This is a genomic window from Novosphingobium sp. BL-S-19, from assembly GCF_055521675.1.
In genome coordinates, this window is record NZ_CM145498.1 from 1,047,726 (window position 1) to 1,064,429 (window position 16,704).

Consider the following 16,704-nt stretch of genomic DNA (forward strand, 5'->3'; position numbering starts at 1 on the left):
AGCCCTCTCTTGCACCAAGAAAATTGCTTCAAGCCATAGGTTTTGTGGCCGTTGCAACACTCCGCGCGGCACTTGCGGTAATTCCCTGTCAATCCCGGTTGCGCGGCGGGGCAGGCCGGAGTAAGGCCCGCCCGCCATGCTTACGAACCTTCAGCAACAGCCCGCCGACGCGCTTCTTGCGCTGATCAAGCTCCACAACGACGATCCGCGCGCGGACAAGATCGACCTTGGTGTCGGCGTGTACCGCACCGGTGAGGGCGACACGCCTGTGTTCCGCTCGATCAAGGCCGCAGAGGCCAAACTCGTCGCCGAGCAGGATTCGAAAGCCTACCTCGGGCCCGAGGGTGACATGGGCTTCGTCGAAGCGCTGATGCCCTACGTGTTCGGCAAGGCCGACCCCTCGATGGGCGGCCGCATCGAAGGCATGCAGACCCCCGGCGGCACCGGCTCGCTGCGCCTCGCGCTCGCCATGGTGAAGCGCGCTGGTTACAAGCGCATCATCGTCGGCGTCCCCAGCTGGCCCAACCACGCCCAGATCTGTGCCGACCTCGGCCTTGAAGTCGTTGAATTCAAACACGCGCTCGCTTCCGGCACCACCGATATGGACGCGCTGCGCGGCGCCATTGCCAATGCCCAGGACGGCGACGCCATCCTGCTGCACGGCTGCTGCCACAACCCCACCGGCATCGATTACAGCAACGCCGAGTGGGACGAGATCGCCGGCCTGATCGCCGCTTCGAAGATCCTGCCCATCCTCGACCTCGCCTACCAGGGCCTGGGCAAGGGCATGGAAGAAGACGCCTATGGCCTGCGCCGCGTGCTCGCTGTCGTGCCGGAAGCGCTGATCTGCTATTCGTGCGACAAGAACTTCGGCCTCTATCGTGACCGCGTCGGCGCGCTCTACGCGATGGTTGCCGATCCGGCCGACCTCGCCAAGGTCATGTCGAACGGCCACAACCTTGCCCGCGCCAACTGGTCGCAGCCGCCAGATCACGGCGGCGCCGCTGTCCGCCTCGTCCTCGAAGACGAAGCACTAACCGCCGACTGGCTCGCCGAGCTGGATGAGATGCGCGACCGTATGCGCGAAGTCCGCGCCAAGCTGGCTGCTGCCGGTACCGCCGGTTCGGCCGACCTGACGCCGATGGGCGGCCAGAACGGCCTGTTCTCGATCGTGCCGCTGAACAAGGACCAGGTCCTTGCCATGCGCACCAAGCACGGCGTCTACATGGCCGGTTCGGGCCGCATCAACGTGGCGGGCCTGACGATGGGCAACATCGACAAGTTCATCGCCGCCGTTGCGGACGTGACGGCCTGATGGATCGTCAGCCGGTCCTCGAAGGGGACCGGCTGGTCCTCCGCCCGCTTCGTGCGGACGATTGGGAAGAACTCTACGCGGTCGCTTCGGACCGCGAGATCTGGGCGGCTCATCCCGCCCACGATCGCTGGCAGGAGCCTGTGTTCCGCCAGTTTTTCGCCGACGCGCTGGAAGGCGGCGGCGCTTTAGCCATAGTCGAAAAGCAGAGCGGCGCCGTGATCGGCTCCAGCCGCTATGGCCCGCCCGAGGGCGACGAGATCGAGATCGGCTGGACTTTCCTGGCCCGCGCTTACTGGGGCGGCGGCTTCAATGCCGAGATGAAGCGCCTGATGCTGGCGCACGCCCTCGCGCATTTCGATCGCGTGGTCTTCATGGTTGGCGCGGATAATGTGATTTCCCGCAAAGCCATGGGGCATATCGGCGGGCGGTTGACCGATCGTACCTTCCAGCGGGAGATGTGCGGCGTGATCGTGCCGCATGTGCTGTTCGAGATTACGCGCGAGAGTTTCGCGACGGGGCCTCTGGTGACGGAATAGGGATTCGCGCAAAGGCGCGAAGGCGCGAAGGCGCGAAGGCGCAAAGGGGGCGCGTAATCGGCCCGGAAGTGCTCATCTCCCTAACTTTGTCCGTTATTCAACAGACTTCGTCATCCTCGCGAAGGCGGGGATCCCGCTTTTTCTTGGAGGGCGTGGCGGAAGGAAGCGGGGCCCCCGCCTTCGCGGGGGCGACGAGTTTGATGGTTTAAGGGTGGCGATTTGGGCGCCCCGGGGCGGCCTGACGCGACCCCTTTGCGCCTCCGCGCCTTTGCGCGACCCAATCAACCCCGCAGCGACTGCATCCGCTGCAGATACCGCGCCAGCACGTCGATCTCCAGATTCACCCCGGACCCGGCCTTGAGCGCGCCGATGGTGGTCACTTCGGCGGTGTGGGGGATGATGTTGAGCATGAAGTGGCAGGTGCCATCGCTCTGGTCGGCCACGTCGTTCACGGTCAGCGAGACGCCGTCCACCGTGATCGATCCCTTGGGGGCGAGGTAGGGGGCCAGTTCCGCCGGCGCGGCGATCACGAAGCGCAGCGAATCGCCTTCCGGGGTGATGCTGACCACGGTACCGACGCCGTCGACATGGCCGGTGACGATGTGCCCGCCCAGTTCGTCGCCCAGCTTCAATGCCTGTTCCAGATTGAGCGGCGTACCCTCGGCCCAGCGGCCGTTGACGGTGCGGGAGACCGATTCGGCCGAAATGTCGACCGCGAACCACGCATCGCCCGCCGCGCCGCCCTTGTCGACGACAGTGAGGCACACGCCCGAGCAGGCGATCGAGGCGCCCATGGCGATCCCGGCGGGATCCCAGGGGCAAGTGATGACGGCGCGCAGGTCGCCCGACTGGCGCGCTTCGCGGATTTCGCCGACGGCGGTGACTATTCCGGTAAACATAGGGTGCTCTCGTAGACTTCGAGTGTGTCGCTGCCAAGCTGGCGCCGCTCGGTCAGGCGCCAGCGGTTGTGGGCATCGGCAAGGCGGGCAAGGCCGTAGTCGCCCAAAGCCGGGCGGCCGCCGACGAGGATGGGTGCGCGGTAGAGCAGCAGGCGATCGACCAGTCCGGCGGCAAGAAAGGCGGTGGCCGTGACCGCGCCGCCTTCGACGAAGAGGTACTGCACGCCTTCCATCGCGGAAATCGCCTCGGGCGAGGGCAGGGCGCGCCAGCCTTCGGGGGCGGCGCCGTGGGTCAGCACCCAGCGTTCGGGGCTGCGCTCGGCAAGGCCGGGCAGGCGCACGTCGAGGCGCGGGTTGTCGGCGCGCAAGGTGCCACCGCCGACAAGGATGGCGTCCGCCTGGGCGCGCATGGCGTGGGTGTGGGCGCGGGCCTCAGCGCCGGTGATCCATTGGCTCTCGCCATTCGCCATGGCCATGCAGCCGTCGAGCGAGAGCGCCAGCTTCAGCGTCACTTCGGGCCGGCCGAGGCGCTTTGAAATGAGGTAGCCGGACAGGCTGCGGTCGCAGACGGGGGAGGGCAGGTATTCCCCGTCGATCCCGGCCGCGCGGATGCGGGCAAGGCCTTCGCCGGAGGTGCGCAGATCGGGGTCCATGCAGCCGATCACCACCCGCGCCACGCCGGAGGCGCAGACGAGGTCGGCACAGGCGGGCCCGCGCGCGGACCGATGGGCGCAGGGTTCCAGCGTGACGTAGAGCGTGGCGCCGTGTGCTGCCTCCCCGGCGGCGGCGAGTGCCACGGCTTCGGCATGGGGGCGGCCGCCGGGCTGGGTCCAGCCGCGGGCGATGACTTTGCCCTGCTTCACCAGAATCGCACCGACGCCGGGATTGGGGCGGCTCATCGGGCGCGCCCGCGCGGCCAGCGCCGCCGCCGCCGCGAGCCAGCGGGCGTCGCTCACTGCTGTTGTTGGGTCTGGGATTGTGCCGAAGTGCCGGGCGATGCCGGCTGATCGTCGTACTTCGGCATCGTCACGCCTTCGGGCAACTTCGGCGCGCCGATGCGCTTGGCCTCTGCGGCCTTGCGGGCGGCATCGTCGGCCTCCGCCTCGCGGGCGATCTTGTCCACGTCCATGCCGGAATAGCGACCGATCACCTTGTACATCTCGCGCACGTCCTTGTCCCGGCGGGCGAGTTCGGCGGCCCAGGCTTCCTTGCGCTTCTGGTTGGCAAGGTTGGAATCCATGATCTCCGCATCACTGCGATGTTCGGGTAGCACGGTGATCCACGTCACTTTGGGCGGCAGGTGCGGGCCCTTGGCCTCCTGATGGACCATCAGAAAGAACACGCCGAAAGTACAGGCGGCGGAAACCGCGGCGATGCGCCAGCGGTTGTGCCCGGCCTGCTTCCACACCTCGCGGAAATCCGCGATCATGCCGACGGGATTGACGTCTTTCCAGTATCCGGTGCGCTTTAATAGACCCATGGGCCGCTATGTAGGCGTTATTGGTCAATTTGAAAATCCGCCGTGGGCGGATTTTAGCGGCACCGGCCCACTCCCCCACCCGACCACCCACGAGTGTATCCTGATGGGTGGTCGGGTGGGGAGTGGGCCGGTGCCGCAAGCTCGTCACGGATGTGACGAGCGCATCAAACAAATTTACCCAGAACGCTACCCGAACGGCACATAGAGTGACCTACCGTTCTCTTTCAGCCAGCGATTGGCCGAAGGCACGCTGCCCTCGAAGATTTTTGCCAGAAAGGCATGGAACGCCGGCGAGTGATCGAAGTGCACCAAGTGCGCCACCTCATGCGCCACCACCGAGCGGCGCACCGAATCGGGGGCCATGATCAGCCGCCAGTTGATGCGGATAGACCCGTCCGGCGCGCAGGAGCCCCAACGGCGTTTCGCGCTCGACAGGCCGAGCCCCGGCACCGCCTGCCCGGCCACCGCGCAGTAGTGCTCCAGATCGTCCGCCAGCAAAGTGCGCGCCTCGGCCTCCAGCCAGCGCTTGAGCCGCGCGGGTAGCGAGGATTCCGGCCCGCCCAGCAGCAGTTCGCCATCGTCGGGCACCGGACGGCGGGGATAGGAGGGATCGTGGCGCACCACCAAGGTTTCGCCCCGGAAAGAGAGCGTGGTGCCGTCCGCCAGCGGCTTCGCCTCGGGCAGCGCCTCGATCTGGATTGCCAGCCAGGATTGCTTGGAGCGGGCGAAGGCAACCGCATCCTCGGTCCTTGTCCAGCGCGGGACAGAGATGCGGATCTCGCTGCCGTCGGGCGCCAGCCGCATGGTCATGCGCCGCGCGTTGGACAGGCGGCGGATCAGGATGGGCACTTGCCTGCCGGCGATCTCTATCGCCGGGTCTTCATCGGGAGCGCGGCGCAGCCAATCGAGCACGCCTATTCGCTCTCCCGCTCGCTGGCCCAGGGCGCGGGCCCCTCGGCCTCGATCTCCCAGTCTTCCATCTCGTCCTCGCCATAGGGCCAGACGATATGGTTTTCGAGCGGGCCAGCCACCGTCTCGCTGATCGCCTTGCCCGCCACGGACATGCCTGCCTCATGCACCGCATTGCGATCGCCGCAGACGAGGTAGTGCCATTCGGGCAGCGGATCGCCGTCCGCGCGCAGGCGATAGGCGCAGCTGGGCGGCAGCCACGAAAGGTTGCCCGCCGTTGCCGGTGTCAGCTTCAGGCAATCGGGCACGAACTTGCGGCGGTTGGGGTAGTCGCTGCACTGCGCCGTCTTCAGGTTCAGCAGCTTGCAGGCGACATTGGTGTGATAGATCTCGCCGGTGTCGGCATCTTCCACCTTGTGCAGGCAGCACTGTCCGCAGCCGTCACAGAGGGCTTCCCACTCGGTACGGTTCAGGGTGTGGAGCGGCCGCTCCCAGAAGGGCCTTTCCTTCGTCACGATGTCGGCAATTCTAACGTCAGCTTACCCATTTGGCGAGTTCGGCGGCGACGGCTTCCGGCCCCTTGTCCACCGGAAGCATCGCGATCGGCTCTCCATCCGGGTCCATCAGGAAGGCAATGCGGCTGTGGTCCATCAGATAGCCGCCGGGCGTGTTCTCACCCTTCTTGTAATAGACGGCGAAGGCATCGGCCGCCTGCTTCACTTGCGCGGCGCTGCCGGTCAGCCCCAGCAGGCGCGGGCCGAAGGCGGCGGTCCACTGGCCGACGATTTCCGGCGTGTCGCGCGCGGGATCGATGGTGATGAAGATCGGCTGCACCTTTTCGGCCGCCTTGGTGTGCTCCTTCTCGAACAGGGAGAAGCCGCGCATCATCGCCTGAACGTCCATCGGGCAGGCGTCGGGGCAGAAGGTGTAGCCGAAGTAGACGATGCGCCACTGGCCCTTGAACGAATCCCAGGTGTGGGCCTTCCCGGCCTTGTCCACCAGCGTGAACGGCCCGCCGATCTCCGCCCCTTCCAGTGGCGGTGCTTCCCCGCCGGACTTCCCGCAGGAGGCAAGCGGCATGGAGATGGCCAGCGCAATTGCGGCGAGTGCAAACGGGCGGCGGAACTTGGCAAGGTAGGTCATGGCGCCGCGCTTCATGCTCTGCTAGAGCCGCGCGTGCAAGGGTGCGATTTACACGGCGCATCGGGGCAGGCGTCGGAGACGGACGGGCCGCCCGGATGGCGCCGAAGGCCCAGTAATGACGATCAGCGTCTGGAAGGAAATTCAAACGTGTCGAAGACGATCTCCGGGAACGCCAGCAGGTTTTCGCGCCGGATCCTCGCGTCGGGTCTGGCCGCACTGGCGGCCGGCATGACGATCGCGTCACCCGCCTATGCCGACTATTCCGAAGGCTACAAGTTCCTCGAATCGGTGAAGAAGAAGGAAGGCGACAAGGTCGAGAAGCAGCTGATGGACAACAGCCAGATCGTCAACGCGAAGGACGTGACGACTGGTGAAACCGCGCTGATGATCGTTACCCAGCGCCGCGATGCCACCTGGCTGAACTTCCTGATCGGCAAGGGCGCCAACGTCAATCTGGCCGACGATCACGGCCGCACACCGCTGCAGATGGCGGTCAGCCTGGGCTGGCGCGACGGCCTGCTGATCCTGCTGGACGCCAAGGCCAATACCGACGTTTCCAACGATGCCGGCGAAACCCCGCTGATCTTCGCGGTGCACCGCAAGGATATCGATATGGTGAAGGCGCTGCTTCAGGCCGGCGCCAATGCCGACCGGGCGGACAATTCCGGCCGCAGCGCGCGCGACTATGCCAATACCGAAGGTGGCAAGGGTAGCCAGCTGGCACAGACCGTGGAGACTTACGGCGTGAAGGGCGGCAAGGCCAAGGCCGTCTACGGTCCGGTGCTGTAAGGCAGGAAGCGGCTGCGGAAAGGTATGGATATGGAAGAGCCCCAGACGCTGGAAGCGCTGCGTCGCCAGCTTGCCCCCGCCATCGCGGAGGCGGCGGCGTTCGACGGGTGGAGTCCCAAGGCCGTGGCCGAAGCCGCGCGCCTTGCCGGCGTCGACCCGGAGCTTGCCAGCTATGCCTTCCGCGCCGATTCCGCGCACAGCGCCCAGATGGCGATGATCGAGGCGTGGATCGCCCATGTCGACGCCGAAATGGCCCGCACCACGCCGGCATCCTCGCTGGCCGGCCTGCCGATCCGCGAACGAATTCGCCGCCTTGTCATGGCCCGCCTCGATGCCGTGGCCGGGCGCGAGGAAGCGCTGAGCCGCGCGCTCGCCGTGATGGCGATGCCGCGCAATGTGCTGGCCGCCACCCGGCTGGGCTGGCGCAGCGCCGATGCCATGTGGCGCTTGGCCGGCGATACCGCGACCGATTACAACCACTATACCAAGCGTGCCACTCTGGGGGCGATCTACGCCGCCACGCTGAAGGTCTTCGCGGCCGATACCAGCGAGGATGCGACCGGCCCCAAGGCAGAGACTCGCGCCTTTCTCGATCGCCGGATCGAAGGGATCATGCGGTTCGAAAAGACCAAGGCGCAGCTGTTCCGCCCGCGTGATGAGCGGATCAGCCTCGTTCGCCTGATGGGCCGCCTGCGCTATCCGGCAAGATAAGCCGCTCCCTGCGGCTTTGCACGGTAAACGCCTTCGTTATCTTACGGGAATCGCCGGGCTATTGCGAACCAGTTGCAATCGATGGTCATATCTGGCAGCGCAGCCCTCATGACTCTCGACAAGCTCCCTATCGGCCAGTCTGCGCGCATTGTTTCCGTGGACTGGAATGCCCTCGTGGAAGAAGAAGCGCGCCGGTTGCGCGCGCTCGGCCTTGAGGAAGGGGCGCGAGTCTCGGTCGCGCATCGCGGCGTTTTCGTGGGGCGCGATCCTATCGCCATCGCCATAGGCCGCATGACCGTGGCCGTGCGCCGCGCCCATGCCTCGGCCATGCATGTAGAAGTGATCGAGAACGGCGGGGTGAAGGGCGAGTCGGCCGAGAAGGACGACGAAAAGCGTGCCGAAAACTCTGGTAATCCGGGGATCGCCGCATGAGCCGCCAGCGTAAAGTCGCCCTCGTCGGCAATCCCAATGCGGGCAAGAGCGCGTTGTTCAACGCGCTGACCGGCGCACGCCAGAAGATCGCGAACTATCCGGGCGTCACCGTGGAGCGCAAGTCAGGCCGCATGGTGCTGCCGACGGGCGAGCCCGTGGAAATGACCGACCTTCCGGGCGCCTACAGCCTGGACGCGACCAGCCCGGACGAGGAAGTGACCGCCAAGGTCATCGCCGGCCACTTTACAGGAGAGGCCGCGCCGGACGTTCTGGTGGTGGTGCTGGATGCTTCCAACCTCGAACAGCACTTGGTCTTCGCGCAGGAAGTGCTGGCGCTGGGCAAGCCCACCGTCGTCGCGCTCAACATGGTCGATCTTGCCGAGCGGGACGGGCTGGTGCTCGATCCCGCGGTGCTGGAGGAAGAACTGGGCGTGCGGGTGATCTCCACTGTCGCCGTGCGCCGGCGCGGGCTTGTCGAGCTGGCCGAAGCCATCGCCTCTGCCGAAACCCGTCATCCGGGGCCGGGGCTGACCGCACTGGGGCCGACCGAGCGCCGCGTCGCCGCCCATGCCATGGCCGATGCGGCGATCCTGTCCGAATCGAAGCGACACCGCCTGCATGCGCGGCTGGACAAGGTGCTGCTGCACCCCTGGCTCGGCTTCCTGATCATGATGGGCGTGTTCTTCGTGATGTTCCAGGCGGTCTTCGCCTGGGCGGCGCCTTTCGCCGATGCGCTGGATGCCAGCGCCGGGTACCTGCACGATACCGTGAAGGGGGCGATGGCGCCCAGCCTGCTGCGCGGTCTGCTGACTGACGGTGTGATCTCCGGCGTCGGCGCGGTGATCGTGTTCCTGCCGCAGATCGTCATCCTCTTCGCCTTCATCCTGGCGCTGGAAGCCTCCGGCTACATGGCCCGCGCGGCCTTCCTGATGGACCGGCTGATGTCGTTCGTCGGGCTTTCGGGCCGCAGCTTCATCCCGCTGCTCTCCAGCTTCGCCTGCGCCATTCCCGGCATCATGGCCACGCGCTCGATCACCGATCCCAAGGACCGGCTGACCACGATCCTGATCGCGCCGATGATGACCTGTTCGGCCCGCCTGCCGGTCTATGCCGTGATCATCGGCGCCTTCATCCCCAACAACGACATCGGCTGGGGCGTGCATCTGCAGGGCCTCGTGCTCTTCGCGCTCTATGTCGCGGGCATCGTCGGCGCCATGGTCGTGGCGCTGGTGCTGCGCCATTCGGTGACCAAGGGCGCGGCCTCGGGCTTCATCATGGAGCTGCCGAAATACCAGATGCCCCGGCTGAAGGACATGGCGATCGGCCTGTGGCAGCGCGCGTGGATCTTCCTGCGCCGCGCCGGCACGATCATTTTCACCGTCACCGTGGTACTGTGGGTCCTGCTGAACTTCCCGCAGGCCAAGCCGGGCGAGAGCCAGGTCGATGCCTCGATCGCCGGCAAGATCGCCAATGGCCTGGCCGTGGTGGTGGAACCGATCGGCTTCAACCGCGACATGGCGCTGGCGCTCATCCCGGCCATGGCCGCGCGCGAAGTGGCCGTCTCCTCGCTGGCGACGACTTATGCAGTGGACGCCGGCGATGATGAGGATCGGCAGTCCGTCGAACTGGGTGACCGTCTGAAGGGCCGCTGGACCCTGCCGATGGCGCTGGCGTTCCTGGCATGGTTCGTCTTCGCGCCGCAGTGCATGTCCACCATCGCCGTGACCCGGCGTGAGACCAACGGCTGGAAGTGGCCGATCTTCATGCTCGCCTACCTGTTCGGCCTTGCCTACATCGCGGCGGGCGCGACGTATTGGATCGCGGTGAGCGCGGGGTTGTAGCCAAGCCCTTCGACAAGCTCAGGATGACCGGGATGCGAAGCTTTCCTTTCCCGCCCATGCTGAGCCTGTCGAAGTATGAGCAGCGCGCTGGGGAAATCCACGGAACTTCAACTGGCATCGCCGGCCCCCATTCGCTACCCCATTCGCCAAGATTCAGAAGAAAGCGATTCCATCATGGCAGGCAGTGTCAACAAGGTCATTCTGATCGGCAACCTGGGTGCCGATCCCGAGGTGAAGTCGTTCCAGAACGGCGGCCGCATCGCAAACCTGCGCATCGCGACCTCGGAAAACTGGAAGGACCGCGCCACGGGCGAGCGCAAGGAACGCACCGAGTGGCACTCGGTCGTGATCCAGAGCGAAGGTCTGGTCGGCGTGGTCGAACGGTTCCTGCGCAAGGGTTCGAAGATCTACATCGAAGGCCAGCTGCGCACGCGCAAGTGGCAGGACCAGAACGGTAACGACCGCTACACCACCGAAGTCTCGGTCGGCGGCGTCGGCGGCGTGCTGACGATGCTCGACGGCGCGCAGGGCGGCGGTGGCGGCGGCGGAGCCCGTGGCGGTTCCGGCGGTGGCTGGAACGAAGGCGGTTCCTCGGGCGGCGGCTTCAGCGGCGGTGGCCGTTCGGGCGGTGGCGCGTCGGGCGGCGGCGACTGGGGCCGTTCGGGCGGATCGTCGGGTGGTTCGTCCTCGGGCGGCGGCGACGAATGGGGCCGCACGCCCTCGTCCTCGGGCGGCGGCTTCGGCGACGATCTGGACGACGATATCCCGTTCTGATCGGCCGGTTCGAACATACCGAAAGCACGAAGGCAGCGGAAACGCTGCCTTTTTGCTGTCCGGATCGTTTTGCGGATCGGAAACCGCTCTAGCTGCGTCGCAGTCCGGCAACCACGCGGTCGGTCTCTTCCAGGCTGGCGCGGATCTCGGCCGGATCGCGCCCGATCAATGCGCGCCGCTGCCCGCTGACGAGGCTTGAGTAGATCGCGGTGTCGAGCGGGGAGAGCGGCACGTCCGGCCCCAGCAGGGCGGCCAGATGCAGCCCGCTGGTCCGCCCGCGCAGATAGCGCAACTGCGGCCCGAAGGCGGCCAGCGCCGGATCGCGCGCCACGGCCAGCGTCAGCTCCTCCATCGCCACCATGGCACTGGGCTGCGAAGGGAAATCGCGCAGCGCGACCAGCGCCTCATCCAGCCCCGGCACCGGCCGGGCGGAATCGCGCGAGGGCGCGGTAATGTTGCGGTAGATCGTCTCGAACGCCAGTTCGGCCAGCTCGGCGCTGGTTCGCACGTTGTAGGAGACGACGCCCAGCGTTACCCCGGCGCGCGCGGCGACGGCGCGGTGGGTGAGGGCGGCGATCCCGCCATCCTCCACCACCCCGGCAGCGGCATGGGCGATGGCGTCGACGATATTGTTGCGGCTCTGGCGCGGCGGTTCGGCGCCCAGCGCGATGCCGTGGGCAAGGCGCCGCCATAAACCTTCGCCGGCCAGATCGCCGTCCAGCCAGCGGCTCCAGCCCCGGCACAGATCGTCCAGCGCGGCACGGTCTATCGATCGGCGCCAACGGATCAGGTGCAGCGGCACGGTGCCGTCGAAGACATGGGCCGTGGCCTGCGCGAACTGGCCCAGCCCGGCGCGGGTGCAGACCGCACGCCAGAACCCGCTCCACAAGTCGCGCCAGCCGTCCAGCGCGGAGACATACGTGGGATCGCGCAGCGCCAGCAGATGGCACTGTGCCCATGCGAAGGCTAGCGTGCGGGCCCCTGTGGCCCAGTCATCGATCAGCGTGGCCAGAACCGGCGCAAGGGCGGCGGCGCCGTCATCCTCGGGCCAGTCGACCAGATCGGCCAGCCGATCGGCGCACCATGTCTGCGCCACTTCCAGGGCATGGGTTTGCGCGGAATGGAACAAGTGTTCCATCGATCCGAAGTGATGATAGATGCTGGATGTCGGCACGCCGGTCATGCGGCTGAGCAGGCGCGCGGAAATCGCCGCATGCCCCTGCGTCGCCCAAAGGTCCAGGACCGTTCCGATTAAACGCTCCTGCGTAGAAAAGTCCTGAAAATTTGCATCCATCACGCCAAAAGACCTGTTCCTGCATCCCCGCCATGTTGCCTGGGGCTTAGCATGCCATGGACGACGGAGTTATGACAATTACGACGATCACACTGTCTTTGAACTTCCATACAAACGTAACAAGCATGCCATACAAGCGTTTTAGTCGGCGCCCCGAAGACATCACAGGGGTTGCCCATGTTCGTTCGTATCGCCGATTCCGTCCGTACCGCCGCGCTTGCCGGCACTGCGCTTGTCGCGCTTACTGTCGCCGGTGTTGCGCATGCCGCCGAGCCCGTCGCCGCTGAACCTGCTGCCGCCGCCGATCCCGTTGCGGACGGCGCTGCCGACGGCGGTTCGGGCCTGACCGATATCGTCGTGACCGCCCAGAAGCGCGAGACCAACCTGCAGTCCACGCCGATCTCGATCTCGGTCGTCGGCGCTCAGGACCTTGCCAACCGCCACGTCGTCAGCCTGGAATCGCTGGGCGACGGTTCGATCCCCTCGCTGCGCATTGCGCCGATGTTCTCGCGCAGTTCAGCCCTCACGGTGGGCATGCGCGGCGTCGGCACCCTGGGCGATGCCAACCAGCCCGCCCGCGACCAAGGCGTGGGCGTCTATATCGACGGCGTGTTCATGGGCCGCGCACAGGGCCTGGGCTCGGCGCTCTATGACGTCGAGCGCATCGAAGTGCTGAAGGGCCCGCAGGGCACGTTGTTCGGCCGCAACACCGAAGGCGGCGCGATCAGCATCGTGACCAAGAAGCCCAGCGGCGAATTCGGCGGCAGCGCCAGCGTCGGCCTTGGCAACTACGGTTCGCGCGAAGCCAGCGTGCACCTGGACCTGCCCAGCTTCGCCAACATCTCGGTCAAGTTGGACGGGTTGATCACCACGCGTGACGGCACCGTGGACAACCCGCTGGCCGGTCAGCACGACTTCAATGCCTACAACAAGAAGGGCTTCCACGCCGGCGTGCTGTGGCAGCCGAGCAGCAACTTCAGCGCGCTCTATTCGTTCGACATCTCGCGCGATGAGAGCACGCCCTACTACCTCCAGCTGCTGACCAAGACCACCGGCCCGCTGCTGCAGATGCAGGACGACCGCGCCAAGACCGCCAATATCGGCGTGCCGCAGCCCTGGGCCGTCGGCAAGACGCACGGCCACCTGCTGACGCTGGACTGGAACGTCGCGCCCGAACTGGAAGTGAAGTCGATCACTTCGTACCGCCAGCTGAGCCAGACCCAGAACGATAACGGCTCCAGCAATCTGGGCGTGTTCATCCCGGGCTACAGCAACAACACCAACTTCAGCCGCTTCAGCCTCGCCGACACGTGGCAGAAGCAGTACAGCCAGGAAGTCCAGTTGATCGGCACGATGAAGCAGGTGAACTTCGTCGTCGGCGGCTTCTATTATCACGAGAAGGTGAACGACAACGCCTGGACGCCGTACACCAACAAGTGGAACGCGGACGGCACCAGCTACACCATTCTTGCCACGCCCACGTCGTCGATCCCGTTCCCGGACCGCGCCAGCCACGCCAAGACCGAGAGCATCGGCGTGTTCGGCCAGGCCACCTGGACGCCCGAGATGCTGAACGAGATCGTCCACCTCACCGCCGGCGGCCGCTTTACGCATGACGCCAAGACCGGCGGGTTGGACAAGGTGAACGGCGTTTCCACCGATTACACGCTGGATGCCTCGTGGAACCGGTTCGACCCGATGGTGAACCTTGCGGTCGACGTGACGCACGACGTCCACGTCTATGGCAAGTGGAGCACCGGCTACAAGGCGGGCGGCGCCAACAGCCGTTCGCTCACCTACCGCAAGTTCAATCCGGAATCGGTCTCGACCTTCGAAATCGGCGCCAAGACCGAATTCTTCGACAACCATGCCCGCTTCAACGTGGCCGCCTATACGTCCGCCTACAAGGACATGCAGATCGACTTCATCGCGCCGGTCCTGAACACCACGCGCACCACGCTGGAAACCACGAACGCCGATGGTAACGGCCGCATCAAGGGCATCGAGGCCGATCTGACCGTCACCCCGCTGCAGGGCCTGACGCTGACCGGATCCTACGCCTATACCGACGTGCACCTGCCGCCCGCGCCGAACCCGTTCCAGAACAACGCGCTGGTGCAGGTCTACACGGTCTACACGCCCGGCCATGCCGCCAGCGGTGCGATCGATTACGAACTGCCGGTGGCCGACGCCACCCTGCGCTTCCACATCGACGGGAACTACGCCGGCAGCCAGTATTCGATGGCCAGCGATCCGACCAAGACCGGTTCGTCCTTCATCGTCAACGGCCGCATCGCGCTGGCCGATATCGCCATGCCCGCCACCGGCGCCAAGCTGGAACTCTCGGTCTGGGCCCGCAACTTGTTCAACGAAGCCTATACTTTCGTGAAGGCGAACGGCGGATCGTCGCTCGGCTACTACGGCATCTTCAACGATCCGCGCACGTTCGGCGGCTCGGCCACCGTCAAGTTCTGATCGGCCCGGACAAAGGATAAAAACATGAAGTTCCGTCAGATCGCCATGCTCGGCGGTGTCGTCGTCGCGCTGTCCACCCCCGCCTTCTTCGCCGCGCAAGCGGCGAACGAGGCACCCGCTGCGGTTGCGGCGCCCGCGCACCAGCGCCTGCTGCCGCTGGAAGGCGGCCGCAATTTCCGAGACCTTGGCGGCTATCGCACCGCTGACGGCCACACGACGAAGTGGGGGCTGCTGTTCCGCTCGGGCTCGATGGTGGACTTGACCGCCGCTGACCTGGCCTACCTGAACAAGCTGGGCCTGAAGACCGTGTGCGACTATCGCGACAAGAACGAGCGCAAGGCGGAACCGATGCCCTGGGCCGCCGGCACCGGCCCCAGCGTCTTTGCCGACGATTACGACGGCATGGCGATCGGCCTGATGCCGAAGGATCTGGGCAAGATCACCCCGGAACAGGCGACCGCGATGATGGCCACCAGCTATCCGATGATGCTCAAGACTTTCGCGCCGCAGTTCAAGCGCATGTTCGCGCAGCTGCTCGCCGGCAACGCACCGCTGGCGTTCAACTGCTCGGCCGGCAAGGACCGCACCGGCGTTTCGGCGGCGCTGTTGCTGACCGCGCTGGGCGTTCCGCGTGAGACGGTAATCCAGGACTACCTGCTGACCAACACCTACCTGCCGGCCGCGATGGCCAAGGCGAAGACCAGCCCGAACGCCGCCACCGGCCAGGCTTTCCTGTCGCTGCCGCAGGCCGTGCAGGGCGCCTTCATGCGCGCCGATCGCAGTTACATCGAGGCGGCGCTGAACAAGCTGGACGCCTATCCGGGCGGCGCGATGGGCTACTTCAAGACCGAAATGGGCATGGATCAGGCGCAGATCGTAAAGCTGCGCGCGATGTACCTCGACTGAGGGGAGTATTTCCGGGCGGGGGTCGACGACGGATGGCAATGGGGGGCAGGGGGCACACCCCCGCGGCAACCCGTCCGGGATCAAGCCACCAGAACGATATGATCGCCCCGGCGCCTCGTCGCCCGGTATGCCGCCTGCCCTCGCCCGGTTAGGGTTTCGCTGAACCGGGAAGGAGAGGCAGGCAGTGGGCGAATTGGGCTTCGGCTATCTTTACGACATGCGCAATCCGGCGCCTTGGCGGCAGTCGCCCGAGGCGCTGCAGGCCGAAGTGCTGGATGTGATTGCCGAGACCGAGGCCTTGGGCTTCGATGGCGCCTGGGTGCCCGAGCACCATCTGGCAGAGGACGGCTACATGACCTCGCCCATGGTCATGCTGGCGGCGATCGCCGCGCGCACGAAGCGGATGGCGATCGGATCGGGCATCGCGCTGGCGCCGCTCTATGAGCCGCTGCGCTTTGCGGAAGATTGTGCGGTGCTGGATGCACTGTCTGGCGGGCGGCTGCGGATGGGGCTCGCCATTGGCTATCGCGCGCGGGAATATGCGGCGCACGGGCTGGATTTCCGCAAGCGCGGTGCGCGCTTCGACGAGTTTCTGGACGTGGTGCGGCGGCTCTGGGCCGGCGAGACGGTCGATTTCGCGGGCGATCATTTCCGGCTGGAAGGTGCGCGGGTTTCGGCATTGTCGAGCCGGGGGCAGGTGCCGCTCTATATCGGCGGATTCGCGCCCAAGGCGATGGAGCGCGTGGCCCGGTATGGCGATGGCTATTTCGGCAATACGGAGGTCTGGCCGCTCTACCGGCAAAAGCTGGAGGAACAGGGCAAGGATCCGGCGGCGGCGAAAGTCTGGATTCAGGAACTGATGCTGGTGGTCGCGCATGACAAGGCGGCGGCAATGGAGGAACTGGCACCCCACTTCCTCCATGTCAGCAATTCCTATGCGGCGTGGATGGCGGAGGACAGCGCGATCGGCATCGACGATCCGGCGATGAAGGCGATGGATCTCGATACCTTCAAGGCCAGCGGCGCGCTGCGCATTCTCACCCCGGACGAGGCGATCGACCATTTCCGGCGCCTGCGGGACAAGGCGCCGATAGAGCATGTGACGATGATGAAGCCGCCCGGGCTTCCGGCCGAGCGTTTCCTTGCCTATGCCAAGGTTTTCGCGGACGAAGTCATTCCCGCGTTTCGGTAGGGCAGGAC

Annotated in this window: 16 protein-coding genes and 1 pseudogene; 10 read left to right on the top strand and 7 right to left on the bottom strand. The window is 66.1% G+C overall.

The window, feature by feature from the left end; translation table 11 throughout:
* The first annotated feature begins 136 nt into the window (after positions 1-136).
* Both ACZ1JV_RS13310 and ACZ1JV_RS13315 read left to right on the top strand, forming a co-directional pair.
* Complete coding sequence (locus ACZ1JV_RS13310; protein ID WP_465151918.1) at positions 137-1,315, top strand: amino acid aminotransferase; 1,179 nt, start codon at positions 137-139, stop codon at positions 1,313-1,315.
* Positions 1,315-1,851: a GNAT family N-acetyltransferase gene (locus ACZ1JV_RS13315; RefSeq protein WP_465151919.1), complete on the top strand. Its 537-nt coding sequence runs from the start codon at positions 1,315-1,317 to the stop codon at positions 1,849-1,851. The genes ACZ1JV_RS13310 and ACZ1JV_RS13315 overlap by 1 nt, the downstream gene beginning before the upstream one ends.
* A 281-nt stretch (positions 1,852-2,132) precedes the next feature.
* On the opposite strand, the gene ACZ1JV_RS13320 is transcribed toward ACZ1JV_RS13315, so the two are convergent.
* The 6 genes from ACZ1JV_RS13320 to ACZ1JV_RS13345 all read right to left on the bottom strand — a co-directional run bounded on the left by ACZ1JV_RS13320 (position 2,133) and on the right by ACZ1JV_RS13345 (position 6,297).
* Positions 2,133-2,750 carry a riboflavin synthase gene (locus ACZ1JV_RS13320; RefSeq protein WP_465151920.1) on the bottom strand — a complete coding sequence of 206 codons (618 nt, stop codon included), beginning with the start codon at positions 2,748-2,750 and terminating at the stop codon, positions 2,133-2,135.
* A complete protein-coding gene (gene ribD / locus ACZ1JV_RS13325; protein WP_465151921.1) occupies positions 2,735-3,706 on the bottom strand; it encodes a bifunctional diaminohydroxyphosphoribosylaminopyrimidine deaminase/5-amino-6-(5-phosphoribosylamino)uracil reductase RibD in 972 nt (323 codons plus the stop codon). The genes ACZ1JV_RS13320 and ribD overlap by 16 nt, the downstream gene beginning before the upstream one ends.
* Positions 3,703-4,230, bottom strand: a complete 528-nt coding sequence (locus ACZ1JV_RS13330) for a hypothetical protein (protein WP_465151922.1) — start codon at positions 4,228-4,230, stop codon at positions 3,703-3,705. The genes ribD and ACZ1JV_RS13330 overlap by 4 nt, the downstream gene beginning before the upstream one ends.
* 186 nt (positions 4,231-4,416) lie before the next feature.
* The gene (locus ACZ1JV_RS13335) at positions 4,417-5,142 is read right to left on the bottom strand and encodes a M48 family metallopeptidase (RefSeq protein ID WP_465151923.1); all 726 of its coding nucleotides are present in this window, start codon (positions 5,140-5,142) and stop codon (positions 4,417-4,419) included.
* A gap of 2 nt (positions 5,143-5,144) precedes the next feature.
* Positions 5,145-5,654: a YcgN family cysteine cluster protein gene (locus ACZ1JV_RS13340; protein ID WP_465151924.1), complete on the bottom strand. Its 510-nt coding sequence runs from the start codon at positions 5,652-5,654 to the stop codon at positions 5,145-5,147.
* A 19-nt stretch (positions 5,655-5,673) separates the two neighbouring features.
* Positions 5,674-6,297: an SCO family protein gene (locus ACZ1JV_RS13345; protein WP_465151925.1), complete on the bottom strand. Its 624-nt coding sequence runs from the start codon at positions 6,295-6,297 to the stop codon at positions 5,674-5,676.
* 132 nt (positions 6,298-6,429) lie between these two features.
* Between ACZ1JV_RS13345 and ACZ1JV_RS13350 the strand changes: the two genes are divergently transcribed.
* The 5 genes and pseudogenes from ACZ1JV_RS13350 (at position 6,430) to ssb (ending at position 10,829) form a co-directional block, all read left to right on the top strand.
* Entirely contained in the window at positions 6,430-7,071 is a 642-nt protein-coding gene (locus ACZ1JV_RS13350) for an ankyrin repeat domain-containing protein (protein ID WP_465151926.1), read from the top strand.
* A 30-nt stretch (positions 7,072-7,101) separates the two neighbouring features.
* A complete protein-coding gene (locus ACZ1JV_RS13355; RefSeq protein ID WP_465137600.1) occupies positions 7,102-7,782 on the top strand; it encodes a COQ9 family protein in 681 nt (226 codons plus the stop codon).
* A 108-nt stretch (positions 7,783-7,890) separates the two neighbouring features.
* Positions 7,891-8,127, top strand: a pseudogene (locus tag ACZ1JV_RS13360) (FeoA family protein); the annotation flags it as partial.
* Between the two features lie 83 nt (positions 8,128-8,210).
* A complete protein-coding gene (gene feoB / locus ACZ1JV_RS13365; protein WP_465151927.1) occupies positions 8,211-10,055 on the top strand; it encodes a ferrous iron transporter B in 1,845 nt (614 codons plus the stop codon).
* A gap of 174 nt (positions 10,056-10,229) precedes the next feature.
* Positions 10,230-10,829 carry a single-stranded DNA-binding protein gene (gene ssb, locus ACZ1JV_RS13370; RefSeq protein ID WP_465151928.1) on the top strand — a complete coding sequence of 200 codons (600 nt, stop codon included), beginning with the start codon at positions 10,230-10,232 and terminating at the stop codon, positions 10,827-10,829.
* Between the two features lie 88 nt (positions 10,830-10,917).
* On the opposite strand, the gene ACZ1JV_RS13375 is transcribed toward ssb, so the two are convergent.
* Positions 10,918-12,123 (bottom strand): TetR/AcrR family transcriptional regulator, encoded by a 1,206-nt coding sequence (locus tag ACZ1JV_RS13375; RefSeq protein ID WP_465152566.1) that lies wholly within the window; start codon positions 12,121-12,123, stop codon positions 10,918-10,920.
* Between the two features lie 177 nt (positions 12,124-12,300).
* Here ACZ1JV_RS13375 and ACZ1JV_RS13380 point away from each other — a divergent pair, with 177 nt between their 5' ends.
* From ACZ1JV_RS13380 to ACZ1JV_RS13390, 3 genes are all read left to right on the top strand, one after another.
* On the top strand, positions 12,301-14,598 hold the full coding sequence (locus tag ACZ1JV_RS13380) for a TonB-dependent receptor (protein ID WP_465151929.1): 2,298 nt from the start codon (positions 12,301-12,303) through the stop codon (positions 14,596-14,598).
* A gap of 24 nt (positions 14,599-14,622) precedes the next feature.
* Positions 14,623-15,504: a tyrosine-protein phosphatase gene (locus ACZ1JV_RS13385; protein WP_465151930.1), complete on the top strand. Its 882-nt coding sequence runs from the start codon at positions 14,623-14,625 to the stop codon at positions 15,502-15,504.
* 184 nt (positions 15,505-15,688) lie between these two features.
* Positions 15,689-16,696 carry an LLM class flavin-dependent oxidoreductase gene (locus ACZ1JV_RS13390; protein ID WP_465151931.1) on the top strand — a complete coding sequence of 336 codons (1,008 nt, stop codon included), beginning with the start codon at positions 15,689-15,691 and terminating at the stop codon, positions 16,694-16,696.
* Positions 16,697-16,704: the final 8 nt, after the last annotated feature.